This is a genomic window from Mucilaginibacter sp., assembly GCF_041663085.1.
GTDB lineage: Bacteria > Bacteroidota > Bacteroidia > Sphingobacteriales > Sphingobacteriaceae > Mucilaginibacter.
In genome coordinates, this window is sequence record NZ_JBAZRC010000030.1 from 1 (window position 1) to 24931 (window position 24931).

22 protein-coding genes are annotated in these 24931 nt (G+C 41.2%); 10 read left to right on the plus strand and 12 right to left on the minus strand.

Annotated elements, in window-relative coordinates; translation table 11 throughout:
- The 5 genes from WC615_RS08400 to WC615_RS08420 form a co-directional block, all read right to left on the minus strand.
- On the minus strand, window positions 1-414 hold a 414-nt coding region (locus WC615_RS08400; protein WP_372977660.1), incomplete at its 3' end, for an alpha/beta fold hydrolase.
- A gap of 31 nt (window positions 415-445) precedes the next feature.
- Window positions 446-1450: a hypothetical protein gene (locus WC615_RS08405; protein ID WP_372977661.1), complete on the minus strand. Its 1005-nt coding sequence runs from the start codon at window positions 1448-1450 to the stop codon at window positions 446-448.
- Between the two features lie 23 nt (window positions 1451-1473).
- On the minus strand, window positions 1474-3237 hold the full coding sequence (locus tag WC615_RS08410; RefSeq protein ID WP_372977662.1) for an amidohydrolase: 1764 nt from the start codon (window positions 3235-3237) through the stop codon (window positions 1474-1476).
- A gap of 7 nt (window positions 3238-3244) precedes the next feature.
- Entirely contained in the window at window positions 3245-4024 is a 780-nt protein-coding gene (locus tag WC615_RS08415; RefSeq protein WP_372977663.1) for an alpha/beta hydrolase, read from the minus strand.
- Window positions 4025-4035: 11 nt separating this feature from the next.
- The gene (locus WC615_RS08420) at window positions 4036-4791 is read right to left on the minus strand and encodes an SDR family oxidoreductase (protein ID WP_372977664.1); all 756 of its coding nucleotides are present in this window, start codon (window positions 4789-4791) and stop codon (window positions 4036-4038) included.
- A gap of 358 nt (window positions 4792-5149) precedes the next feature.
- Between WC615_RS08420 and WC615_RS08425 the strand changes: the two genes are divergently transcribed.
- The 3 genes from WC615_RS08425 (at window position 5150) to WC615_RS08435 (ending at window position 9303) form a co-directional block, all read left to right on the plus strand.
- The gene (locus WC615_RS08425) at window positions 5150-6232 is read left to right on the plus strand and encodes a sensor histidine kinase (protein ID WP_372977665.1); all 1083 of its coding nucleotides are present in this window, start codon (window positions 5150-5152) and stop codon (window positions 6230-6232) included.
- A 109-nt stretch (window positions 6233-6341) separates the two neighbouring features.
- The gene (locus WC615_RS08430; protein WP_372977666.1) at window positions 6342-7385 is read left to right on the plus strand and encodes a sensor histidine kinase; all 1044 of its coding nucleotides are present in this window, start codon (window positions 6342-6344) and stop codon (window positions 7383-7385) included.
- A 4-nt stretch (window positions 7386-7389) separates the two neighbouring features.
- Entirely contained in the window at window positions 7390-9303 is a 1914-nt protein-coding gene (locus WC615_RS08435; protein WP_372977667.1) for a sigma 54-interacting transcriptional regulator, read from the plus strand.
- 16 nt (window positions 9304-9319) lie between these two features.
- Here WC615_RS08435 and WC615_RS08440 read toward each other — a convergent pair whose 3' ends face one another.
- Entirely contained in the window at window positions 9320-10030 is a 711-nt protein-coding gene (locus WC615_RS08440; protein WP_372977668.1) for a hypothetical protein, read from the minus strand.
- A gap of 324 nt (window positions 10031-10354) precedes the next feature.
- On the opposite strand from WC615_RS08440, the gene WC615_RS08445 reads away from it, so the two are divergent.
- The 7 genes from WC615_RS08445 (at window position 10355) to WC615_RS08475 (ending at window position 17047) form a co-directional block, all read left to right on the plus strand.
- Window positions 10355-10987, plus strand: a complete 633-nt coding sequence (locus WC615_RS08445) for an isochorismatase family protein (protein WP_372977669.1) — start codon at window positions 10355-10357, stop codon at window positions 10985-10987.
- Window positions 10988-10997: 10 nt separating this feature from the next.
- The gene (locus tag WC615_RS08450) at window positions 10998-12335 is read left to right on the plus strand and encodes an alginate export family protein (protein ID WP_372977670.1); all 1338 of its coding nucleotides are present in this window, start codon (window positions 10998-11000) and stop codon (window positions 12333-12335) included.
- A gap of 19 nt (window positions 12336-12354) precedes the next feature.
- The gene (locus tag WC615_RS08455; RefSeq protein ID WP_372977671.1) at window positions 12355-14271 is read left to right on the plus strand and encodes an amidohydrolase; all 1917 of its coding nucleotides are present in this window, start codon (window positions 12355-12357) and stop codon (window positions 14269-14271) included.
- Between the two features lie 13 nt (window positions 14272-14284).
- A complete protein-coding gene (locus tag WC615_RS08460) occupies window positions 14285-14722 on the plus strand; it encodes a DoxX family protein (protein ID WP_372977672.1) in 438 nt (145 codons plus the stop codon).
- Between the two features lie 5 nt (window positions 14723-14727).
- The gene (locus WC615_RS08465; protein WP_372977673.1) at window positions 14728-15405 is read left to right on the plus strand and encodes a YoaK family protein; all 678 of its coding nucleotides are present in this window, start codon (window positions 14728-14730) and stop codon (window positions 15403-15405) included.
- 7 nt (window positions 15406-15412) lie between these two features.
- Window positions 15413-16207, plus strand: coding sequence for an SDR family NAD(P)-dependent oxidoreductase (locus tag WC615_RS08470; protein WP_372977674.1), 795 nt, complete (start codon window positions 15413-15415; stop codon window positions 16205-16207).
- Between the two features lie 312 nt (window positions 16208-16519).
- Complete coding sequence (locus WC615_RS08475; protein ID WP_372977675.1) at window positions 16520-17047, plus strand: YceI family protein; 528 nt, start codon at window positions 16520-16522, stop codon at window positions 17045-17047.
- 179 nt (window positions 17048-17226) lie between these two features.
- Here WC615_RS08475 and WC615_RS08480 read toward each other — a convergent pair whose 3' ends face one another.
- The 6 genes from WC615_RS08480 to WC615_RS08505 are packed head-to-tail and all read right to left on the minus strand — an operon-like array spanning window position 17227 to window position 24926.
- Window positions 17227-17742: a TlpA family protein disulfide reductase gene (locus WC615_RS08480; RefSeq protein WP_372977676.1), complete on the minus strand. Its 516-nt coding sequence runs from the start codon at window positions 17740-17742 to the stop codon at window positions 17227-17229.
- Window positions 17743-17770: 28 nt separating this feature from the next.
- Complete coding sequence (locus tag WC615_RS08485; RefSeq protein WP_372977677.1) at window positions 17771-19648, minus strand: hypothetical protein; 1878 nt, start codon at window positions 19646-19648, stop codon at window positions 17771-17773.
- A gap of 1 nt (window position 19649) precedes the next feature.
- On the minus strand, window positions 19650-20558 hold the full coding sequence (locus tag WC615_RS08490) for a hypothetical protein (protein WP_372977678.1): 909 nt from the start codon (window positions 20556-20558) through the stop codon (window positions 19650-19652).
- A 34-nt stretch (window positions 20559-20592) separates the two neighbouring features.
- A complete protein-coding gene (locus WC615_RS08495; protein ID WP_372977679.1) occupies window positions 20593-21789 on the minus strand; it encodes a DUF4998 domain-containing protein in 1197 nt (398 codons plus the stop codon).
- A gap of 6 nt (window positions 21790-21795) precedes the next feature.
- Window positions 21796-22983, minus strand: coding sequence for a DUF5000 domain-containing lipoprotein (locus tag WC615_RS08500; RefSeq protein WP_372977680.1), 1188 nt, complete (start codon window positions 22981-22983; stop codon window positions 21796-21798).
- Between the two features lie 11 nt (window positions 22984-22994).
- Entirely contained in the window at window positions 22995-24926 is a 1932-nt protein-coding gene (locus tag WC615_RS08505; RefSeq protein ID WP_372977681.1) for a RagB/SusD family nutrient uptake outer membrane protein, read from the minus strand.
- Window positions 24927-24931: the final 5 nt, after the last annotated feature.

Here is a 24931-nt window from a genome sequence, read left to right on the forward strand (position 1 = left end):
GGCGTAAGCTACCATCAAGCCAATATCGTGGCCGGCCAGATTTATGTTTTTGTAACCCAACTTTTTCATTAATTCGTGCATATCAACAGCCATGTTCTTTTTATCGTAACCGGCGGCGGGCTTGCCGGATTCGCCCACACCACGCAGATCAGGCGCGATAACGGTAAAGTGTTTTGACAGCTCGGGCAGTAGTCTGTTCCACATGTACCAGTTTTGGCCAAAGCCATGCACCAGCAACAAGGGTTCGCCTTTACCTCCTATAACATAGTGGATTTTCACCCCATTTACAGTAGCGTAAGCGTGCTTAAAATTTGATGGTGGATTAGCAGGACTAACTGCCGCTAATACGTTACCAACTATTGCTGTAAAAAGCAGGGTAACAATCAGATGTTTGATTTTTGTTATTGTTTTCATGATTTAATTGTTTGATATATTTATGTATGGTTTAATTTTTCTTATTTGCGCTGATGTCTTTGTAGGCGTTGGGCAGGTTAAAATTGTAGTGAAGCCAGTTAAACAGCACGTAGCCCTTATCGTAATCCTTCATTTTTACAGCCTCTTTTGTTTGTTCCAGTGTAAGGCCTTTGGCTACAGCAGCTTCCACTTCGGTCTTTAATTCCTGCACGTAATCAATGGTGTATTTGATTCCTGCTTTATTGGTGATACGTCCGTGGCCGGGTATCACAATGGCATCACCGGGCAAAAAGTCATATACTTTTTTGAGGTTGGCCGCAGGCTCTAAAAAGAACCCATCGAAAAGCCATGGGATAGCCGGACTTTCGGCTATAAAGGGGTTACCAGCCCAAAACACTTTTTGGTTTGGCATCCATGCAAACAGGTCGGCAGGCGATTGGGCGGTACCCACGTTCATCATTTCAATAATTTTACCGGCGCCCATGTCTATTTTCAGGTTATTGTTTTTGGGGATAACAATATCCGCCGGGCGATATACGGTATTTTCGATACCCCTGCCGCTGCCGAACAAGCCTACCATAAAGCTTTTAATACCATCGTAGTTTTTGGCCAGATTGTCTTTGGCAAATTCGTTTTGGATAATAAGCGTTGATTCCGGCAGCAGGTAGTTGCCAAAGCAATGGTCGCCGTGGTCGCTGGTGTTTACCGCATAAATGATGGGTTTATCCGTTACCGAGCGTATCAGCTTTACTTCCTGGTCGTACAGGCGTTTGGTAAGCATTACCTCTATCAGCAATACGCCTCTTTCACCTACTATAAAGCCACCGGTAGTAGCCTGCGGGATGCCTTTAGTAGTTTCCGTTTCTGCAGTGGTGGGGATAATGGCATAAACATCTTTACTTACCTTGTGCAGCCCCAGTGTTACTTTATTGGCATCCCAAATGGGTATAACAGGCGGCATTTGGGCGAAAGCACCGCCACACAGGCACAGCAGCAACATGCTGGTAGCCCATAATTTTACAATTAACTTTTTCATTTTTCTGATTGATTAAGATGATTTTATTTTTGATACCCACCATAGTAATTAATGGGCGACCATACCGGTATAGCGGCTGCGATAGCCGGACTTTCGACAGCGTATTTGCCCGAGGCGTAAACTATTTTGCCGTTCACTACGGTCATCAAAGCGGTGATGTGTTTAACCTGCTCAGTGTTAGCGGTAAAGTAATCGTCGCTCAGGATAACCATATCGGCGTACATGCCTTTCACAAGTTTACCCTTCACGTCCTGCTCGCCCGAGCACCACGCACTGCCAGATGTATAAAGCTGCAGGGCGGTGAACTTATCCAGGATCTGGTCTTGCGGCCAAAACTGCATGCCGCCTATAGTTTTGCCGGTAAGCAGCCAGTGCATCGCCATCCAGGGGTTATAGGTAGAAATGCGGGGCGCATCGGTACCCATACCCACCGGGATTCCCATGGCCAGCATTTTTTTAATGGGCGGTAGCTGCGTTTTAGGCTGTCCGTACATTTTGGTATAAAGCTCACCCTGGAAATACATCCTGAACTGCACCGCTACGCCACCGCCAAGGGCCTTAACGCGGGCCAATTCAGGGTCGGTAATGGTTTCGGCGTGGTCAAAAAACCAGCGCAAGCCCTTAAAAGGGGTGTCTTTATTCACCTTTTCAAACACATTCAGCATACGGTCGATAGATTCGCCGTAAGTAGCATGCAGCCTAAAGGGCCAGCGGTTTTTTACCAACAGGCGTATAACAGGCTCCAGATCTGTCTCCATATCCGGCGAGAGCACTATGCGCGGCTCCAAAAAGTTCTCAAAGTCGGCACCGGTGGCTATCAGGTTTTCGCCTGCTCCTTCCATCGCGTAACCTTTAGCCATTAGTATATGGTCGTTTTTGTTGGGGTATGTTTGAGTAATCCATTTTTCGTAATCAGCAAACTCTTTACCTTTTTGCTGCGCAAACAGGTAGTAAGCCGTACGCACGGTTAATTTGCCCGCCTTAGCCAAAGCCAGCGATGCCTGGTAGTCGGCATCGTAGTTTTGGGAACCGCCCGCGGCATCTACCACACTGGTAATACCAAAGCTGTTTATCTCGCGGTAAAAATGCTCCGAGCTGTTGATGCGTTCTTCGGGTGTGAGCTTGCCGGTTAGGGCCAAAGTGCGATAAATGGCCATCGGCGTTTCTTTGGCGTACAAAAGGCCGGTTGGTTTGCCGTCTTTATCCAGCTCTACCACGCTGCCGGGATAGCTGGTGTTTTTATCGTAGCCCAGCACCTCTATCCCTTTTTTATTCAGGAACGCCTTGCCGTATAGGTAAGTAATAAATACAGGTTTATCCGGCACAGCGGCGTTTATTTCGTCGATTGTGGGCTGCCGTTTTTCTGCAAACTGAAATTCGTTCCAGCCGCCTACAACCTTCACCCAGGCACCCTCTGGGGTACGGGCAGCTTGCTCTTTTAGCATTTGCATGGCGCGTTTAAGGGTTTTTACACCATCCCATCGTAGTTCCATGTTATAATTAAGCCCCTCGCGGATGGCATGCATGTGGCTATCGTTTAAGCCGGGGATGACCGTTTTGCCGCCGGCATCTACCAGTTTAGTGGCCGTGTTTTTATAGTTTGTTACGATTTCCTCCGTAGTGCCGGTGGCCAGTACAATGCCGTTATGCATGGCTATGGCTTGTTTAAACTCACCGGGTTTGACCATAGTGGCTATTTTGCCGTTATAAATGATCATATCAGCTTTTTGCTGCGCCGATGCACCTAACATCGAAGTCAGAAATATTATGATGATTAATTTTTTCATGATTTCGTTAATTGTTTAGCCATGTAAATATGTATTGTGCAACATCTTCCCAACCGGATTGGCCAAGGACAAAGTGATTTCGACCCGGAAATTCGGTGTAATCGGTAACCGATTGTTCATGACTGTATTTTTTGAAATTGCTGAAGTTGAGAGATGCCGGAATAAAATTATCGCTCCCTCCTGCTACAAATAGCAGCGGGGCATGAGCTTTTTTAAAGTCTACTTTAGCGGCGTCTGAGATGCCATCACGAATCAGTAATTTAGACTCCGGTGTAAGAAAGTTATAGTAACCTTCTTTTTGCTCTTCATAAGACATTCCATTTGTAAAAGCATACTGCCACTCCCTGAAAGTCATCAGGAAAGACTTTTTGGTTGATGTGAAAAAACCAAGCGGCCCCCAGCCTGCTTTGTAAAAAGAAAACTTAAAAGTAAAGACGCCTTTAGGTTGTAAAGAATGTATAGCTATAGCACCTGCTGCGTATCCACGGTTTACTAATATCTGGGCGATCAGTCCGCCCATCGAGTGTCCGATTAGGATTGGCTTTTCAGGCAAATTAACTATGGTCCTGATGAAGTACTCGATCAGTGTCTCAAGGCGGAGACTTGCTATTGCCGGATCTGGATGGCGTTGCCTCAAGGTACAGGCAGGTGCATCCTTGTGCGGCCATGCCGGGGCAGAAGTTTGGTATCCTCTTTCACTGAAAAAAACTTGCCATTCCTGCCAGGCATCTGCAGTAACAAATGCACCGGTGATAAACACGATGTGTTTAGATTTGATCGTTTTCATTGGCGTGGCGATTAATTTGTAACCGAATTAACCGAAAGGCCTCCGTCAATGATAAGCTCGCTACCAGTCATAAAGCCAGCATCAGCCGAAGCAAGAAATACTGCTGCGAGTGCGACTTCATCAACATGGCCAAACCTTTTTAAAAGTATTTTATTGCTGAGCATCGCTCCCATTGCAGCCATATCATCCTGTGACATTCCAAGAGTATTATAAAGCGGCGTTGTTACCGGCCCGGGAGAGATAGAATTAACGCGGATCTGACGCCCCGCAAGTTCTGTCGCAAGCACTCGGGCCAGCGATAGAACCGCACCCTTACTTGCCGCGTAAACAGATGAACCCGGCATTCCGATATTTGCATTTATAGAAGTATTGAAAATAATTGATCCGCCATCATTCAAAATCGGAAGTAATCCTTGAAGTGTAAAATAGAGGCCTCTAAAATTAATGTTCATTATGTCATCGAAATGCTTCTCGGTTGCTGTCTCGAAAGGTGCGAAAGCGGCAATTCCTGCATTCATAAAAATGATATCCAATTTGCCAAATTTTGCTGCTGCTTCAGAAGCAAGGTTTTTAATTGAATTAAGGTCGGCCTGGTCGGCGACTATTCCGGTAACCTTTAAATCTTCCGCACTGCTCTGAACTGTATCCGAATTGCGACCGGTGATAATTACCTGTGCGCCCTCTTTAACAAATGCTGCTGCTGTTGCATAACCAATTCCACTGTTTCCGCCAGTGATTAATGCGGTCTTGTTACTTAATCTGTTCATAGTTGTAAGTTTTATACTCACCCTATAGACAAGAGCACAACCAAAATAGTAATTTATTGAAAATCAAGTACTTAATAAGAATTAAATTCCGGCATATAACTGTATTTCGTCAGGGGTAGGTTTTTAGCAACGAAATAACGTGAACATTTAAAGTTTTCATTTGATACCTGATGCTTTTTGGTTACTGCAATCCCAACGACATATCGTTGGCAAACATATCGCCAACGTAATACAGTTGTTTAAACCCGGTCATCGTATTAATTGAAAGCTATAATCAAATTACAAATGAGATTCAAAATGTCCTAATAACCTAATTTACAGTGAGTTTGATCGTAATTTTTGGAGAAGGTTCATTGATATGAATTTTATTGGCTTAAATACTGCATATATAAGACATATGAACCGACTCTTATTGATCATTGTATTCGCAGGCTGCTTAAATAATGCCATTAAGGTACAAGGGTTCAGTATTGTACACATGCGATATTTTCTTGAAAGCGTTGAAAAAGAATTAGTATTTACTGAGATTAAAAGAACGTCGCGAACACCTAATGAGGAAAGTCAGTTACGCTCATTAAACTCAATCCAGGCAATTCGCATCAGAGTCCTGTTCCTAGCAGTTACGCTATTAACAATAGTGATAATAGGCTTGCATTTTAACTCTTATAGGCTTAAGAAGAAATCAAACGGTTTGATAGAGAATTTAAGTAACCATATAAGTTTAAGGCAAGTCGAACTCGATCTACTATCCAATGAAAAAGAAAAGCTTTTTGTAGAAAACGAAATACTCATAAAAGAGATAAAACATATTATAAAGAATAATCTAGAGTTGATTATTAGTCTCATTAATACTCAAGTGGCTTATTTAAGCGCTAATAAGTACTTCGAAGCTTTACAATATTGCCAACAAAGAAAACAAGTAATAACATTAATATATAAGCACCTATGTCCAACGGAAGGTTGGGCCACTATTAATTTGTCTGGTTACTTACATGATTTAACAACCAATCTCTGGATGGTAATTAATAAAGATAATCATGTAAGAATTGGATTGAAATGCGATAAAATTGACCTGGATGTCTTCGCAGCAGTATCTCTGGGATTAATCATAAACGAAGCAGTGATAAATGCTACGAGTCATTCTTTTCCAGATAATAAAGGAAGGCTGGTCATTATTCATTCCTTCCTTAATAAATATTGCGGATTACAGCTTGAAATAAATGGTAATGGTATTGTTGCTTCCAACACCTGCCTTTTACATCACCAAAGCGCTCTAGGTATTAATTTAATGCGCGACCTCAGTAAAGAGCTTAAAGGAAGGTTGCTTTTTTCTAATGAAAATGGGGTAAAAATAACCCTATTACTACCGGCAAAGGAACATGTCATTACGCTTAGCCCTTATCAAAGCAATGGCGATATATCGTCATTAGTGGTGATATAAAGTTATTCTAAAATTTCAAATAAATCGAAATACTTGTAAATCAACAAGATAATATTTAAGCACATAATTTGAATTCAAAATTCCTATAAAGAATTCAGGAAACACTATAATGAAAATCATATATCGCTTTCTAAATATTAATCCAGGATATCTGATTTGTTTTTTCCTAGTTACCTTTTTCAACTTTCTAACTATTCCAAGTTTTGCCGGTCTGAAAATTTACATTGATAGCAAAAGACCAAGCCTTAGTACATCCGGTAATTTACCGGTTTCTCATGCAGTTTTTACTTCAAATAACGCTCAAATAACCTCCCTGAGAAAATTGCACTTCAAACAAGAACGAACTGCACAAACACTCATATTCGGAGGTAGTGTTCTCCTGCTGCTGCTCTTCATTGTAAGCTACAGCCGATTTAAACTGAAACGGCTGACAAACCTCAAACTTAAAAAGCAACAAAATGAAATCGAACTCAAGAACAGTTCATTGAAAAAAATAGAAAATGATAAAGAAAACCTGATCAAACAGAAAGAATGGCTGATGCAGGAAATTCATCATCGCGTCAAAAATAATTTGCAGATTGTTATTAGTCTTCTTAATACCCAATCTGCTTATCTGGATGATGTTGCTGCTTATAACGCGATCCGGGAAAGTCAGCACCGGATGCAATCTATCTCCCTGATTCATCAGAAACTATACCAATCTGATAGTCTTGCCATGGTTAGCCTTCCAGCTTATATAGATGACCTTATTACCTATTTAAGCGATAGCTTTAATACAGCTCCACGTATCTTATTTGAAACCCGGCTCGTTCCACTTGAACTGGAAGTCACCAAAGCCGTTCCTGTCGGCTTGATTATAAATGAGGCAATTACGAATTCCATCAAATATGCCTTCCCCAAAAATTCAAATGGCAAGATCATGATCTCGATAGACGAAATATCTGACAATGATTATCAATTAGCAATCCGCGACAATGGAATTGGACTGGCACAAGATCATGCGCCGGGTAAAAGTCATTCTTTAGGGATGACCTTAATGCGTGGATTAAGTAAACAAATTTGTGGGGATCTCGAAATTGAAAATAAAGATGGTGTATGCATTATTATAAAATTTAATAACCAAAAAGCGCAAGAACCTTTACAATCCAAGTAAAATTATGAAAAGCAAAATACTAATAGTTGAAGACGAGTTCATAGTAGCTAACGACCTTGCTATGATCCTTGAAAATGCTGGGTATCAGGTGTGTGAGACAGCTGACTCAGTGGAAGAGGCAAGGATGATAGTTGCAAAAGAAAAACCTAATATGGTATTATTAGATATACATCTAAAAGGTAAACTGACAGGAATCGATCTGGCTGCTGAATTGTCTGCTGAGGATATACCTTTTGTATATCTATCGGCAAATTCAAATCAAAATATCCTGGAAGCTGCGAAAGCAACACATCCTTACGGATTCATGGTTAAGCCATTTCGTTTAAAAGACGTACTTGTAACTTTAGATGTTGCGCAATATTCACACGATCAAAATACATTGGCCAGGAAAATGGCTGAAAATAACCTTCAAACAACATTAGCTGACATCCTAACAAATTCCGGAGAGTGGCGTTCTAAATTTTTGAAAATTGCAAAAACCATTCAGCCTCACATACCATTCGATTATCTGATTGTAACCAACAGTCGCTTTGAAGATGTGATAAGCTACCTGAGAACTGGTTTCAATGAGTACCAAATGATGGGTAATGCAGAGTTGCTTAATGTCTCCAACCTGAGAAAAGGAGATCTTTTGCGATTGCTGACGCCGGAAACATATGAGGGAATATCATCAGTTTACGATGGACAGGACTTTGATGAACTTTGCAAGAATAACGCAGCAACAAGATTTATCGCCAAAACTTTCCAAATGGTTACAAATCTTAACATGCAAATTAATATATCCGGTCAAGCCGGATTTACTTTTTCATTTTACAGTAGAAAACCCGGAATTTATAGTAGAAAACATCTAAACCTTATAAAAAAACTTGAGGGTACACTATCCTCAACCTTAAAGGAATTATCCGATAGCCCTGCTCTGATTTCAAGAAATGAGGACTCCAAAGTATCTGAATTGTCTAAAGCAGCGAAGCCACATTCGAAAAATTTTGAAGAAATTATTGGTAACAGTCATTTATTATTAACGGCACTTGATCACCTTAGCATCGTTGCTCCTATGGATACCACTGTGCTGATACTCGGCGAAAGTGGCACAGGAAAAGAACGGTTCGCTAAATCAATTCATGGCTTATCTAAAAGAAATCACAAACCTTTAGTAGTGGTCAATTGCGCCGCCCTCCCAACCCACTTAATCGAATCCGAACTTTTTGGACACGAAAAAGGGGCGTTTACCGGAGCAACGGATAGGCGAATTGGAAAATTTGAACAGGCGGCTGGTGGAACTTTGTTCCTGGATGAGATCGGTGAATTACCATTGGAATCTCAAGCTAAACTATTAAGGGCACTACAAGAAAAAGAGATCGAAAGACTTGGCGGCCGGGAGACGATCAAAGTGGATGTGAGAGTTATTGCCGCTACTAATTGTAACCTGGAAAAAGAAGTAGCTGCAGGAAAGTTTCGGTTAGATCTTTATTACAGGTTAAATATATTTCCGATTACATTGCCATCATTGCGTGAACGGAGCGATGATATTCCACAATTGGCAACTTTCTTCGTTGACCAGTTTGGATCAAGAGCAGGAAAGGCAGGAATGACGCTGTCTGCGCAGGCAATTAAAGATCTGCTTAATTACACCTGGCCTGGAAACGTTCGTGAACTCGAACACCTGATGGAGCGCACTGTACTCTTAAACCGGGGCTTGGTCATAGATCAAGTTCCTTTACCGGCACCAAAAGAAGAACAAGAATCCGATCAGCCTTTTAAGATTAGAACTATGGATGAGAATGAACGAGATTACATCATTAAAATCTTAAAGAAATGTAATGGAAGGATCTCCGGGCGGGGCGGTGCCGCCGAAATGCTTGGTTTACCGGCAACAACACTTAATTCAAAAATGAAGAGGCTGGGCATTACCAGGTAAGCCCTCATTTTCAACGCTATGCATCAACAAGATCAGTTATACTTAGCAACGATGCAAATTCATTTAAGAACAAGCTGCAAAACACCCTGCAAGCTTTTCCGTAATCGCTAATGTTCGCAACACCCTTAAATAACCGAAGAAAGCTGCTTATAATATAGCAGCGATCTTCCTGTTGCATGGCATCCCAATTGCCTGTTGCCAGCCGTAAATCATGATAGCTTTCTTCAGTTTCAACTGCCATCAAATTAATGTATTCACTTTCAGCATCAATCGTGTTGACATATCGGTTAATGCGCTGATTTGTAAAGGCGCTCATTAAAGCGCTTTCAAGCTTCTTGCATAGGAAGGCTGATTGCACCGGACTTAAACACATCATATTATCAGATAGGTTCGGTTCTACCTGACTGAATTTGTAAATTGTAACAGGCAAAGGTATATCCGTTAATAACAAGCCCTTCTGACCTTCCGGAGTTAGGATTAAATGAATAATTCTCCTTTTGGAAACATTATTTTCACGACCTATTTCAATATTGCGAATCTGCAGGTCTTGTATGCTATATTGAGATCCATCCTGCGAACACACCATCACTGCATTATTTGCTAAAAAGAAATCATTGGTGAAGCCCGCCTGATGGAGACGAATCACCAATGCTGCTAACTTGGAACGCCGGGCCCTTTCTGTTCTTAGTTTGGGCCTTTCATTTCTCGTAAAAATCTGACTTGTCATAATTAATGGTTTTGAACACTAACCCAAAACACTTTCCAAAATTATAAATAATTGACTATCAAATGCTTATATGATTACAGACCAAATAATTCAACTTTATTTCGTCAATCTGTCGTAGCCCAACGAAATAGAGTGATTTCAACATGGCTGTAATTTTATCGGATGTTTAAATGATGCATAAATTGCAACGATATATCGTTATGCATTGCCCTCTATATGCCGAAATACCGTAACTATAACTTTATCAAAATTCTTAACAAACTGGTTTTCAGAAAACTAAGTAAATGGCAGTGATCTTGGCAAGGGTTATCAAAAAGATATATCATGAAACCATCATCAGAATTACTATCTCCTGAAAATCACACGCTTGTCCTTATTGATTTTGAAGGCCAAATGGCATTTGCTACTAAAAGTATTTCAACGGCGGAGTTACGAAACAACGTAGGTCTTATCGCCGGTGCCTCCAAAATTTTCGACGTTACGACTGTTGTAACGACTGTAGCTGAAAACTCCTTCAGTGGGCCGGTTTTTCCGGAAGTCGAAGAATTCTATCCGCAAAGCAACGGTGCTTACATTGACAGAACAAGCATGAATACTTGGGAAGACCATAACGCATATAAGGCGATTACTAACCATTTAAAAGATAAAATTGTGTTTGCCGGATTGTGGACAGGGGTATGTATTGTAGGACCTGCCCTATCTGCCATAGCAGAAGGATTTCAAATTTATATCATTACCGATGCTTGCGGTGATGTAAGTAAGGAGGCCCATGAACGTGCCGTACAAAGAATGGTTCAGGCGGGCGCCCGCCCGATGACTTCACTTCAATATTTGCTTGAACTGCAACGTGACTGGGCAAGACAGGAAACATACCAGCCTGTTATGGAGCTCGCTACCAGGTACGGAGGTTCGTACGGTATTGGAATACAGTACGCTCACACTATGCTTAATCATTAATTAAACAAAAATGCGATCAGCGATGGTAAAGTATTTTATCCTGTTATCGTTAATTGTGGTTGTTTTTGAAGCCAACGCTCAGGATACCTTGACGCGTATTCCCTCAAGGCTTGGTACAGAGCATTCAGTTAATGATGCTAAAGCAAATGAAACGCTTGAAATTGGTGGCGAGATCCGCTACCAATATTTTCATTACAAAAACCCTGGTTGGGGTGATGAGTCCGAAGATCGTGATGGATTTGTTTTAACGCGTGCCCTATTGCATGCTGACCTCAGAATTAGTAAAAGGCTACGAGCTTTTTTAGAATTACAAAGCAGTCTTGCAGATGGGCAGGTAGAAACACCCTCACCTGTTGATCGAAATCCACTGGAAGCCCACCAGGTTTTTGCCGAATGGCTTGTTAACCAGGACAATGATCATAACTTAATCTTAAGATTAGGTAGACAGGAATTATCATACGGATCGCAACGCCTGATATCTGTGCGGGAAGGGCCAAATAACCGTCAATCTTTTGACGCTGCAAAATTATCTTTCTCAAAAAACAATTTTAAAGCAGATGGCTTTTTTGGATTCTATGTCCAGGCCAAACCAGGTATTTTCGATGACAAAACTAGCAATGGTGTGAAACTATGGGGAGAATATATAGTAATAAACCAGGTTCCTGTTCTCAACAATTTAGATATTTATTATTTAGGCCTAAGCAAATCTACCGCGAAATTTGATGATGGCTCGGGTGCAGAAGTACGGCATAGCGTCGGAACCCGTATATGGAAATCAACAGGGGATTGGCTGTATGACGTCGAGGCCCTATATCAGTTTGGTTCACTCGGTGATTCAAAGATCTCTGCTTGGACCACCTCAGCTAATATTTCTTACACTTTCCATCAAAATGCTTTTAAGCCGCAAATAGGATTAAAAACGGAACTTATTAGCGGCGACAGGAAGCATGGAGATGACAGGCTGAATACTTTTAATCCACTCTTTCCAAAAGGTGCTTATTTCGGACTGGCCGCATTGATTGGTCCCGTAAACCTAATAGATGCCCATCCTTATTTTTCAGTTGCTTTAGGTAAACACCTTACATGGTCTGAAGATTATGACATGTTTTACAGGATGAATCAGAATGATGGTATATATGCTGTAAATGGAAAATTGATATATACTGGTCAGCAAAAGAAATCCAAAAAAATTGGACACCAGCTGGGAACTGCTTTAGAGTACTCGCCGAATAAATTTTTATACGTCCGGGCGGAACTTACTTGGTTTAATGCGGGTGAATTTCTTAAAGAATCCGGTAGTGGAAAGGACATACTCATGTCTGGCATTACTGCTACCTATAAATTTTAGATTATAAATTAAGTTCAAGATGAAAGCTGACACGATTCTCTTTAATGGGAAAATTCATACCCTTGATCCCCAAAATCCTTTCGCAACCGCAGTAGCGTTAAAGGATGGAAAGTTTATTGCGGTAACTGATGATAAATCAGTTTTGAATTATTCACACGACACAACCCGGCGGATAGATTTGCATAAGCAAACTGTAATACCGGGAATAAACGACTCACATACTCACTTAATTCGCGGAGGGCTGAATTACAATTTAGAACTTCGATGGGACGGAGTTCCATCACTTGCTGATGCACTCAGAATGCTTAAAGTACAAGTCGAGAGAACGCCTTCACCGCAGTGGGTTCGTGTAGTTGGGGGATGGACTGAATTTCAATTTGCAGAAAAACGAATGCCGTCGCTTAAAGAAATAAACGATTTGTCTCCGGATACGCCTGTATTTATACTTCATTTATATGACCGGGCATTTTTGAATAAAGCAGCTTTAAAAGCTATCGGATTTACGAAAGTAACACCAGCACCAGCGGGCGGACAAATAGAATATGATAAAAACGGCGAACCTACAGGCTTAATATTAGCCACACCAAACGCGCTCATTTTATACTCGACACTTTCGCAAGGGCCGAAACTTTCCTATGAGCACCAATTAAATTCTACCAGGCATTATATGCGGGAGATGAACCGCTTCGGGATTACCAGTGTTATTGATGCAGGCGGCGGGTTCCAAAACTACCCGGATGATTATCAGGTTATAGATGAGCTAAATAAAAAAGATCAGCTTACTGTAAGAATAGCATACAACTTGTTTACCCAACACCCTAAGCAGGAGGCAGACGATTTTAAAAATTGGATCAGCTCAGTAAAATTGTATCAGGGAGATGAAATGTATCGTCACAACGGCGCAGGAGAAATGCTGACGTTCTCCGCAGCGGATTTTGAAAACTTCTTACAGCCAAGGCCTGAACTACCTGTAAATATGGAAGATGAACTAGAGCGGGTAATCAAATTGTTAGTTGAAAACCGGTGGCCATTCAGGTTGCATGCCACATATAATGAAAGTATAAGCAGGTTTTTAAATGTATTCGAAAAGGTAAATCGTGAGATGCCATTTAACGGTCTGCCCTGGATTTTCGACCACGCTGAAACAATTGATGAAAAAAATATCAGCCGCGTAGCAAAGCTTGGGGGCGGCATAGCTATTCAAAGCAGGATGGCGTTCCAGGGCGAATATTTTTCTAACCGCTACGGCTCAGAAAAAACCTTGCAAACACCTCCGGTTAAGAAGATAATAGCAGCCGGCGTACCTGTTGGCGGTGGCACAGATGCAACACGTGTCTCCAGTTATAATCCATGGCTGGCCCTTTATTGGCTGTCAAGCGGAAAAACTGTTGGCGGGAAGGAAATATATGGTTTAGAGCAACGCCTTTCCAGGGAACAATCACTTGAAATTTATACAAAAGGTAGCGCATGGTTCTCCAATGAACAAAATAAAAAAGGAAGTATAAAGACTGGAATGTTCGCTGATCTTGTTGTTCTTGACAGGGATTACTTCAATGTCGGGGAAGCTGAAATAAAAGAAATTGAAGCTGATATGACTATCGTCGGTGGCAAAGTTGTTTATGCAAAAAGAAAGTTTGCTGCCCTTGATCCGGCACCGGTTCCGGTTCTGCCAGACTGGTCGCCTTCAAAAATTTATAATGGCTATTATTCAAAAACCAACAATCAGGAATATGCCCGCACCAGGCAAGGGTCTGCGGTTTTGCGTAAACAGGATCTTGCAACACAAACAAGCCTGGCGGCTCAAACAATTCACCAGTGTGCCGGCAGCTGCGACGTTCATGCTCATAATCATAACGTAGCGCGGCTTAGCAATATTCCAGTCAACGATTTAACAACCTTTTGGGGTGCATTAGGATGCTCCTGCTTTGCCTTTTAAATAAATTAAGCAAATGACCGAATTAATAAAATTTATACTTCATTCTGATGTGGGATCAGTTATAAATAACTGGGCTATACTGATATTCAGAGTACTTCTTTCCCTCGAGCTTTTTAGGGTTCATGGTATGAAGAAGTTTCGAGCAAAAAATGGGCAGATAGAAAAAATACCTAACCCGTTTCATTTACCTGAAAAATTAAACGGTCTATTGGCAACGTTCTCCGATACCGTAGTTCCGTTGTTGGTAACAATGGGGATTTGCACAAGGCTGGCTGTAATGCCTACAATTGGAGTGACAGCAATAGGATATTTTATTGTCCATAAGAACGATAGCCCCGAAATAAGGGATGTTCCCTACATCTACACTATTTGCTTTTTATTGTTGCTGGTAACAGGACCTGGGACTTTTTCAGTTGACCAGTATTTGTTTAACGCTTTACGTAATTATTAAATTCAATGGAAAACGAAAAGTTAATCCGAAACACCTCCTTGTTGCTTTCCTTTGTGGCAGGGTTCTGCGATACCCTAACATTCGTCGCTGCCGGGGAGTTGTTTTCCGCGCATGTAACCGGCAACTTCATAGTTTTTGCCTATGACATTATTAAGGGGCCCGATAGTCATGCCTGGCAAAAGCTACTGACATTTCCTGTTTTTGTCTTATCCGCAATGGCGGGACAGAAAATAGCGTCAAAATCTACTAATATATATCTGTTGCTCAACTTACAGGCCGCAGTACTTTTCTTCTGCGGAATCTTTACCTTTTTTATACCCATGCCCGCAGATTTTTTAAGTTGGCAAGTTCAATTTGTGGCCTTTTTAGTAGTGGTAGCAATGGCCTTTCAAAATACCTTTGGCAAAATCTACAATAAAACGACTTATGGCCTGACAACAGTCATGACCGGCAACGTAACTCAGGCAGCTATTGACCTGATGAAGCTAATTTCTTCTGGTAACAGAGACCCCGATACCATTTTCAGTTTTGGTAAGCAATTAGTGCTCATCACGGGCTTTTTGGCGGGATGCCTTTTCGGCGCAATATCAGCAAGTACAATTGGTCTACCGGCGATACTGTTTCCAGCAGTAATGTTAGCTGCATGGCTTCGGTTTAGTAACAAATCTTCAAAACTATTATAAAAATATCATGGATCTTAAATTAAAAAACAAAACAGCCCTGATTACGGGCTCAACCGCAGGAATAGGTTATGCTATCGCAAAGTCTTTAGCTTCCGAAGGCGCAACAGTTTTTGTCAACGGGCGCAGCAAAGAAAGAATAGACGCTACTGTAGCAAGTATTATTAAAGAAACCGGCAATAGCAATGTTCAGGGAATTTCCGCAGATTTTGCCAAAGTTCAGGACATAAACGAGTTGCTCGAACAATTACCTGAAGTGGACATTCTGGTAAACAATGTTGGTATTTTTGATCCAATCGCCTTTAAAGAAATTCCCGACGATGAATGGTTTAAGTTTTTTGAGGTAAATGTTTTAAGCGGCATTCGTCTATCCAGAATTTATTTTGAAAAGATGCTCACGAAAAATTGGGGACGCATCATTTTTATCTCAAGCGAATCAGCTATTCAAATACCGGCCGAAATGATTCATTATGGAATGACAAAAACCGCTCAAATAGCTGTTGCCCGTGGCTTGGCGGAACTTTCAGTAGGTTCCGCAGTAACGGTAAACAGCGTATTACCTGGCCCGACAGCTTCTGAAGGCGTAAGCGTTTTTATAGATTCAGTGGCGAAGGCGCAGGGACTAACAAGCGCCGAAATGGAAAAGGAGTTTTTTACAACCGTACGCGGTACGTCCTTATTAAAGCGATTTATTGAACCTGAAGAAATTGCAAATATGGTAACCTTTATTGCGAGTCCTTTGTCATCTGCTACAAATGGCGCTACATTGCGTGCAGATGGTGGAGTAATTAAAACTGCTTTTTAATAAAACCTTAAATCCCGAAAACACAAATTTCGGGATTTTTTATCCCCTCGTAACTGCGTGGGCTCGACATTCAGCTATAAAGGTTTTTATTATTATACATTATCATTTGCCATTCTTCCAATGTAAGTCCGAAACGTTATTCAAATCAACTAAACATAAGATTGGATGGCAGGTACCAAGGCGACAACCATATGTAGTTATCAATAACGTAATAGCGTAACAATAAAAATAGAAAAAAAATGCAATGTATTGCTTATCAGTATATTACGATTTTGGCAAAAACATTGGCATAAATACTATAAAATAAGCATTATGACAACGAAATGGACAGTCGACCCCACGCATAGTGAGGTCCAATTTAAAGTTAAACACTTAATGATCACAACGATCACCGGGAACTTCACCAGCTACAATCTGGAAGTGGAGACCGAAGACGATGATTTTACTCGTGCTCATCAGATAGAATTCACAGCCGATGTGGATTCGATTACCACTAAAAATGAACAGCGAGACACGCACCTTAAATCATCGGAATTTTTTGACGCCGAACAACATGTGTTGATCAGCTTTAAAGGAAAGAGCTTTGAGCCATCTGGTGACGATTATCTTTTGCACGGGGATTTGACTATCAAAGGCGTAACCAAACCTTTAACAGTAAATGTAGAGTTTGGCGGCATTGTAACAGATCCATATGGTCAGACGAAAGCTGGCTTTACAGTGTCAGGCAAAGTTAGCCGTAAAGAATTCGGGCTTACTTGGGATGCTGTAACTGAAGCAGGGAAAATCGTCGTATCTGATGAAATCAAACTCAATTGCGAAATCCAGTTAATAAAGGGATAAATGTATAGGCCGTCTCGGGCATCGATAAGCGCAGGTTTAAAAAGACTGTATTATGTGCTGATAGCCAAATGGATCGCACGGCAGCTTAAAAAACCATAGCAGAGATGCACGGTTTGAGCCAAGGCAGCATAGAAATTCTATGCTGCCTTTCAAGCTCTTTTAGTGTCATTAATTTAGGGTTATTTCACAGTGTTTCGGAAAATTTCATGTATTTTATTTTCAATCGAACTTTCTGTGGACAGACCCTCTTCTGTCAAAATAACTTCTCCGTTAGGATTTATTAAAACGGTATATGGGACGGCTTTAACGTTGAAAAATTGTGTAGCTTTTGTATCAACAGTAATTGTATTTATCCATGGAATATGATGTTTTGCTTGCTCCTTTAACCATGCGGCCCTGCTTTTATCTATCGATATACTCACAACTGCAAAGTTCTTTCCGCTATATTTTGAGTAGAGGCTATCTACACGCGGCATGGATGCGATACAAGGCATACACCAACTTGCCCAAAAATCCAGTAAAACATACTTACCTTTGAGGCTTGATAAATGGAAGCTCTCACCTTTAACATTTTTCAGATTAAGATCGGGCAGGTTATCTACGGTAGACGTCTTTTGCTTAAATTCTGTTTCAGGACCCTTTCTTAAGTAATGTAAACTCCCTATAATTAAGAGCAATATAATGTTGATTTTCATTTAATGTATTTTGGAGAGTCCGAACAAATTAAAGGATCACCTGAAGGTTCTTTTCCTGAGGCGGAAAGCATTTATTGTCATTACAAACTTGGTAATATAATCCACAGGAGATCTTATTTCCAATGCGTGCAGACCCTTCAGGAATTACGGTGGAAAACTCCGCAATATTTTCAAAGACAAAAGTCTGTGGTGATGCATTTAAAGCAATGCCTGGCGTGCTTTGCCATTTTGCTTTTAATGACCTTCCATTAATAACTAACTTTAGTTTAGTTTGAACGAACGGGCTTTCGTTTGGTACGTAAGCATAAATATGCCAACCTGCAAGAATTTTAGCAGTAACAATTAGTTTCACCGCTTTGGACTTGACTGACTTAACCAACTTGTAACTTATCTTAACCGGGTCTGCCGCAATTGGATGTTCACTTACATCTCCTATTATGGGGGTTCTTTTGAAAGCCTGATTATTCACCCCTGATGAATCGGCAAAGAATTTAAATCCTCCGCTTTCACTAAAAAACAATCTATTCTTAAAAACACTTATCCAGTTACGCCATTCAGATACCGTTTTAAAATGCTCATTAGTATATCTTTCCAAAAGTCTGTTTGCTAATTGTTCCTGTGACGGTACCTCCAGCATCGAAACGCATTTTTCAAGCAGAAGTGGATCTCTATTGGAAATAGCAAGTGATTTGACATCTGTATCAATTTTTAAACTCAGTTCATTTTGAGGATAAAAGTATTCATAGTTATCTCTGAAATATTGATGGTAAAGTTTTGTATCAGTTCCAAATTTTTGAAATAATTCCTCGCCTACAAATTGTTTTAGATAGTCGTCAAAAGACTGAAGGTCGTTGGTAACCGGCATCAACAAAAACATTTCATTACTTCGGCCGATGTTTTCCCCTGCAGCTTTCTTATCCCGCAATTCCTTTTGCATCTTTAATAATCGTGCGTTACCTTCCTTTCTGGCTACAAGGGCTTTTTTATATAGGTCCTCATCTATGCGGTAAATCAGCTCATCAATCTCTGCCCTTGTCGCTGTTTGTGTCTTCCTCACAATTACAGGTTTGTGATCATATTTTTTGATATAACTGATCGAATTAGCGAATACATTTTTAGCTTCTTCCGTCATATATTCCGGAGAAGCAGCAAATCCCCACATCAAAAAATTTCCATGCCTGCCAATAGCAACGGCTTCGGCGTTTTTCAAACAATCTCCACCGGATATTACTTCAGCATCCGGAGAATCGCTAAAACCTTCTCCATGGGAAACCATACCAATCAGGTATTTTCCCTGCTTTGAGGAATTTGCCTTAACCACATTCCACATTTTCATCGTTTTTGGTGTTGTCGCTGCCTGGTGTCCGTTAAAAAAAGAAAGTGGTGTAGGCTTTTCTACCATTGTTGGACGGACCTTTATCGGCGCATTAAAAATTTCGTGCGTTAAATCAACATTTAGCGCATCATCTTCAAGGCACTGGCAATACCAGTCAAATTTCAAACGAATTGGGATACCAATATTAGGGGCCATGGCATGCAGTAGAATTGCCGGACGGTCAAAATCGGCTGGCAAATTTACAGGGCCAGCATCAAAAATGGTTACATCGACATTTTGTGAAATAGATGGCTTATAATCACGTACGTCGATAACTTGAACATTAGTAAATCTGTCATTAAGATACATTTTAAAATCTTTCATCCGGGTCTTATACCCCAAACTTATAGCAGGCTCCCATGTACTGAAATAAACCACTTTTTCAGGCATCGGGCGCGCCGGATCATAGCCGACATATAAAATCTTAAGATCGATTTTTTCAGCGTTTGCCGTATTAATAACAAGCAATGAGGCAATACATAATAAAAGGCTTAAAAAAAACCTTTTTGATAGTTTAGTTCTGATTTTCATTTTAATTGTATTTTATAGACGGAAAATCCTTTTTTGCTTTTAAAAATTGTGCATTTTCATTTTTGCCCCAATGGAAGGTCTTCATTGCTGTTTTACTCAAATCCACCCCTGCAGCACCGCTCCAGAAATGAACAAATTCACCCATATTCAGGTCACGTGTGAACCGCTTTTTCTTATCCTTAGGGAAATTGGCAGAAAGAAGAGCGAAATAGTTGTTCAGAACGCGCCCTTCACCATAGGCATTATAAATAGGAAGGAACCAATCACGGAACCAATAAGTGGATGGATTTGGAAAATTATCTGATTGTCTAACTGTAGCAACTTTATATTTTGCCGCCTCTTCACGGCGACCGATATGCATGAGCACATCATAATTGAAAATCTCCATAAACTTACTGTCACCCCAAACAGCATCTGATGGCGAGCCAAATGTTCCATGGCTTACATCATTTACAAGATGACCCATTTCATGAATCGGCATCAAAATTTGTTCGGTAGTTTTACCATCCCATTTATCCAGGCCACAATCAATAGTATTCCTATAATCGTGTGTCGCTGAATAAAATCCTGAAGGATGCCCGCCTCCATAAGTTCCCTGGTGCAAAACAATATATAGGCGTTCGGGTCCTAATTTTCCATAATTACTTTTTGCATAAGCCCAGGCGTCAGAAAATATTTTAAACGGCCAGGTAATTGTCGTATCCATATTTTCGTCATAATAGACGGCGATATTTGCATCGAAGAATACCCGTTTAAGTGTTAAATTGTGCTGAAACCAATGTTCTTTCCAGGTAGTTGGCGGTATGCTGTCGGTCTGTTGCATACTACCTGTCGCGTTAACTGTTACTGGCTCTATAAGCCCTATACCGATGATAGCAATCGTTACAATAAATAAATAAGCTTTTTTCATTTGTTTAGCGGTACCTGAATGGCACCATAAGTTTCTAATGATCGTGTGTATAAAAATTAAATTCCTCCATCGCTGCAAAATCACCACTACCCCACACTTCCAATACTTTTATGCGGATGTAACGAAACTTTGATAAATGTTCTGGTAAAAGGAATGTCTCTCCTCCCAATGCGTATGCAGCATCCTGCGGTCCTACCTCCCCTGCAGGTAATCCGGATGGCTTATTTGAAGTACATGTTGAAAGTTTTGTCCAGCCTACCCAACTGCCGTCAGCTGGCGGATTATTACTGCCGTATACCTCAAATTTTTTCACGCTTTGCTGATCGTAAAGCCGGTCGGCAGGCTGCCAGTACTTTAAGCGGCTCAGGGAAACAGATTGCCCCATGTCAATTGTGAACCAGCAAGGAATTACGGACTCTGTGGCAAACCCAGGAGGATTATAATTATCATCCCAAAGATATTCTTCAAGCCAACCATAACCGCCTTCATTTACGTCAGTTGGAAGTTGTACTACTTTAAATAATGATTTATCCATTAAACGTTCAAAGACAGGAAGTGTGGCCTTTTCCGGGGTAGAATAGTAAAAGTCTATAGAAGACGAATCCGGTACAAATACGGAATGGTAAGATATTTCCGAATTATCCTTAAAGTTGGATAGGACAATTTGCGCAGTGTCCGCTGCAATCGTCACATTTTTGGACTTTCCGTCGGCACCTGTATAGGTGACTTCTGTACTTGTCTCTCCTGTTGAAGGAGCACCCCATAGCAATGTAATGTCCTTACCATCGGGTGATGCTTCAAGTGATTTTAAAGTCCTGGTATTTAAGGAGCCGATATACGCATCCCCATAAACCTGTCCGGCAGTTGTAATTCCAACCGAACGATTACCCTTGTCGTCATAGGTATAAAGCGTAAAATTGTAATTACCTTCTGCAAGGTTGGTTATGGGTATTTTTAAGGTATCTTTTTTCGATACTTGGCTAACCTTTACCTCAAGAGAATCCTGGAAATTTTTCCAAAATACTTTAACCTTCGTTACCAGGGGATCATTTCCTAACGCAACCGCAATTTGAACCCGGTTATGGCCGGAACGAACGATTACAGAATCTGCACGGCCGGGATAAACAATTTCCCCGTTCACCAAATATTTTTTGAATTCGTCCTTTTTTACGCAGGCAGAAAACAATCCTGCGATTAGTAGCAGGTATCCTAATAATACAACTTTTTTCATTTTATCTTATTTAGTGTCGCCCCAAATCATTATTTCATTAAAATTCACATAGGTTCCGTTCGACCAGTTTTTCAACGTTTTAAAACGCAGGTAACGAACCTTGGGAGCATCTAACGGGAAACTGACATTTTCACCCGCTGTTGCGGCATCTATGTCTGCCTGCGAATTTTGTCCTGCGGGAAGACCGGATGGTTTAACCTGGGTATGTGATGCCAACAATGTCCAGCCCGTAAAACTGCCGTCGCTTGCAGGCGCATTCGTTCCCCATATTTCTACCACCCGTGGGTTATGCAGGTCATAAAAGAAACCCTCACGCATAAACCAGCTTAACCGGCTGAGTTTTGCCTGAACGCCAAGATCAAATGAAAACCACTGCGGCATTTTGGAATCATCTCCGGTATGGTAATACCCACCGGCATTTGTTGTATTCCCGTCAAATAACTTTTCTACTCCACCGCCGTACTGAGGCCCAACCTGAGCATCAGTAGGTAATACAATGGGGTGAATTTTTGTTCTGTCCAATTGCTCCTCAAACAAGGGTGTAAGATGAAATAGTAAAGTATCCGATTTATTACCCCACCTGTCTCTGATATAGATGCCAAACTTGGTGTCTACCGCTTTTAGGTTACGGGTGGAAAAATCACCTTGCTTTGATTTTGTATAAGCTGTATTTACAGGCACGAAATTGCCAGTTGAATCGTTTGTTAACAGCACCACCGCTATACTGGTTTCTGATACGTTCTTATATTTGACATTAATCCCGCCAAAGTCAGCAGCATAGGTCAGGCTATCCCTCACCAACTGAAATACCGGTCGTCCGGGGTGTACAGTGATTGTTACGGGTTCAGAGGCATTTTCTGATTTATCAACCGCATAGATATTTATATCATATGCAAGTGTGTCCGGGAACCCATCCACTGTTAATTCACGGTTGTACTTGCTAACCTTAGTTTCATGTATTACGCCGCTTCTGGTTTTGTAAGAAGCCCGCACATATAACAAATCCTCGTCTGCGGGAGGGGTAAAACTAATAACTGCAGCGCCGCTTATATTTTTTACAATTAGCCCTGAAACAGGTCCGGGAGCTTTGCTGTCTTTTACTGCGGGCTCAAGTTTATCCTGCTTACATGCGATAAAACATGCAACACCAGTTATTAGACAACCTGCTATTATATTTTTGATATTTAGTTTCATTGTAAGACTTTTTACCAACCAGGATTTTGAACCAGGTTAGGGTTGATTTGTAAATTTGATTCCTTGATTGGCCATAGATAATCCTTAGGACCCTCGAAACGCTGAGTGAAAAGCAGCACGCGCCTGGTATAATCTTCAAAGGATTTTTGATTAACATCCCATCCGTATACCGGTTGGCTAAGTACCTGAGGCGCAGTTTTCCACCTTCTGAGGTCCCAAAAGCGGCTGCCTTCAAAAGCCAGTTCAATTCCGCGCTCCTGCTGAATAATTGATCGTAAACCTGAAACTGAATTGAATTTACCAGGGTTTTTAGAATAAGCTGCCCATGATGATTCAATTGTGTTTAAGCCCGCTCTTTCCCGGATTTGATTCAAATAAGGCAGGGCTGCACCGCTTTGGCCGCTCTCATTTAGTGCCTCCGCATACAGCAGATAAAGGTCAGACAGGCGCATGATTGGCCACGGATAGGATTCTACCGTAACCGAAGTTTTTGTCTCAACCAGGTTCCAGTTAACAAGCTTTTTAGCAAAATATCCTGTTACTGAATAAAGCCGGCTTTGCTTTTTACCGGAATATTCTTCTGCTTTACTTTGTATGTCATACAACCCGTTTTTCATAAACCATTTACCACCGTCAAACCCGAGATCCGCGTAAAAACGAGGCTCCCTGTTAAAGTGCAATGCTGCGGTTTTATAATTTTGTTGTAGTAAAGTATCGGCAACTTCAGTGGCACGGAGCTGATAACGTCCGGCATAATCCCATGTTTTATCTTCATCTATTGGAACACCATGATTTGTATAGAATAGTTCTGCCATCTTCAGCGTTGGCGCGAGTTTACCTTTCAGATCAAGATTGATTTCGTTGGGATTAATCTGAGGGCACGCGTAAAGCTGGAGCCAGTAGGTTGGAATCCCCCCTGCTGTACTCCCCCAAATCAATTCGCTGTTCCATTTTTCACAAACGGCGTTCCTGATGTTCATTTCAGTTTTAGTGGCATCATCCAGGTTAAAACCCACCTCATTAAAATGGTATAAAGTATTACCGGATTTCGTTGCAGCGTCAATAGCAGCCTTACAAGCATCTGCAGCGTTCTTCCATTTGGAAGCATCAAAAGTTTGATTGAATAACAACTGTCCATTACTATTTTTAAAGCCGCTGAAATCAGCGTTCCCGTTGAATAACGGGCTTGCTGCTGTTACCAGGAGGCGGGCTTTTATAGCGAGTGCCGCGGGTTTTGTAACACGGCCAAGTTCAGTTGATGCGCTGGTAATTTTGTCTGGCAGGTTCGCATCTTTTCCACTTACTGCATCATCGATCAATCCGGATATATAATGCACTACCGAATCCACCGGTTGCCTGTAAACTTTTACTTGTGCCGGAGATGCCGTAATTTCCAGATTTTTGTCCATGATGGGAATCGGGCCATATTGCCTGAATAGATACCAGTGATAATACGCCTTTAGAAATTTCACTTCGGAAACCCAGCGATTTTTGAGGAATGGATCAATATCACTTACCTTATTTATGTTTTCGAGAAAAATATTGCACATCCTTATAGCCTGCCAAAGGTTTTTTCCGCCCACGTCATCCCAATAATTGAGGTTGGGCGTAGTAGGATTTTGCAGCCCCCTGGCGATATTGTAAGGATCAAGGTAAAAATAATCCTGGGTCAAGGGCCAGTAAGTCCACAGTTCATCGCCGCCGCTAAATCCAGGGTTTAAATCCGGGTGCCCGTCATTCGGAAGATAAGAGTAGCAGGTGAACAAGACTTTCTCAGCTTCTATTCTGTTGGCAAATGCATGCTCTATTGTAGCGACATTATCAGGCACAACATCCAGGTACTTTTTGCACGAAGAAATATTCAGACCTATTGTGATCAGGCAAAAATATAACAGACATCGCTGTAATTTTACCATAAGTTGTTTTGTAAATAATCTTTTCATATTAT

Bases quoted from the DNA above. Each gene is read 5' to 3' on its own strand.
- WC615_RS08405 (WP_372977661.1), bottom strand. From the start codon at position 1,450: ATGAAAAAGTTAATTGTAAAATTATGGGCTACCAGCATGTTGCTGCTG.
- WC615_RS08410 (WP_372977662.1), bottom strand. From the start codon at position 3,237: ATGAAAAAATTAATCATCATAATATTTCTGACTTCGATGTTAGGTGCA.
- WC615_RS08415 (WP_372977663.1), bottom strand. From the start codon at position 4,024: ATGAAAACGATCAAATCTAAACACATCGTGTTTATCACCGGTGCATTT.
- WC615_RS08420 (WP_372977664.1), bottom strand. From the start codon at position 4,791: ATGAACAGATTAAGTAACAAGACCGCATTAATCACTGGCGGAAACAGT.
- WC615_RS08425 (WP_372977665.1), top strand. From the start codon at position 5,150: ATGAATTTTATTGGCTTAAATACTGCATATATAAGACATATGAACCGA.
- WC615_RS08430 (WP_372977666.1), top strand. From the start codon at position 6,342: ATGAAAATCATATATCGCTTTCTAAATATTAATCCAGGATATCTGATT.
- WC615_RS08435 (WP_372977667.1), top strand. From the start codon at position 7,390: ATGAAAAGCAAAATACTAATAGTTGAAGACGAGTTCATAGTAGCTAAC.
- WC615_RS08440 (WP_372977668.1), bottom strand. From the start codon at position 10,030: ATGACAAGTCAGATTTTTACGAGAAATGAAAGGCCCAAACTAAGAACA.
- WC615_RS08445 (WP_372977669.1), top strand. From the start codon at position 10,355: ATGAAACCATCATCAGAATTACTATCTCCTGAAAATCACACGCTTGTC.
- WC615_RS08450 (WP_372977670.1), top strand. From the start codon at position 10,998: ATGCGATCAGCGATGGTAAAGTATTTTATCCTGTTATCGTTAATTGTG.
- WC615_RS08455 (WP_372977671.1), top strand. From the start codon at position 12,355: ATGAAAGCTGACACGATTCTCTTTAATGGGAAAATTCATACCCTTGAT.
- WC615_RS08460 (WP_372977672.1), top strand. From the start codon at position 14,285: ATGACCGAATTAATAAAATTTATACTTCATTCTGATGTGGGATCAGTT.
- WC615_RS08465 (WP_372977673.1), top strand. From the start codon at position 14,728: ATGGAAAACGAAAAGTTAATCCGAAACACCTCCTTGTTGCTTTCCTTT.
- WC615_RS08470 (WP_372977674.1), top strand. From the start codon at position 15,413: ATGGATCTTAAATTAAAAAACAAAACAGCCCTGATTACGGGCTCAACC.
- WC615_RS08475 (WP_372977675.1), top strand. From the start codon at position 16,520: ATGACAACGAAATGGACAGTCGACCCCACGCATAGTGAGGTCCAATTT.
- WC615_RS08480 (WP_372977676.1), bottom strand. From the start codon at position 17,742: ATGAAAATCAACATTATATTGCTCTTAATTATAGGGAGTTTACATTAC.
- WC615_RS08485 (WP_372977677.1), bottom strand. From the start codon at position 19,648: ATGAAAATCAGAACTAAACTATCAAAAAGGTTTTTTTTAAGCCTTTTA.
- WC615_RS08490 (WP_372977678.1), bottom strand. From the start codon at position 20,558: ATGAAAAAAGCTTATTTATTTATTGTAACGATTGCTATCATCGGTATA.
- WC615_RS08495 (WP_372977679.1), bottom strand. From the start codon at position 21,789: ATGAAAAAAGTTGTATTATTAGGATACCTGCTACTAATCGCAGGATTG.
- WC615_RS08500 (WP_372977680.1), bottom strand. From the start codon at position 22,983: ATGAAACTAAATATCAAAAATATAATAGCAGGTTGTCTAATAACTGGT.
- WC615_RS08505 (WP_372977681.1), bottom strand. From the start codon at position 24,926: ATGAAAAGATTATTTACAAAACAACTTATGGTAAAATTACAGCGATGT.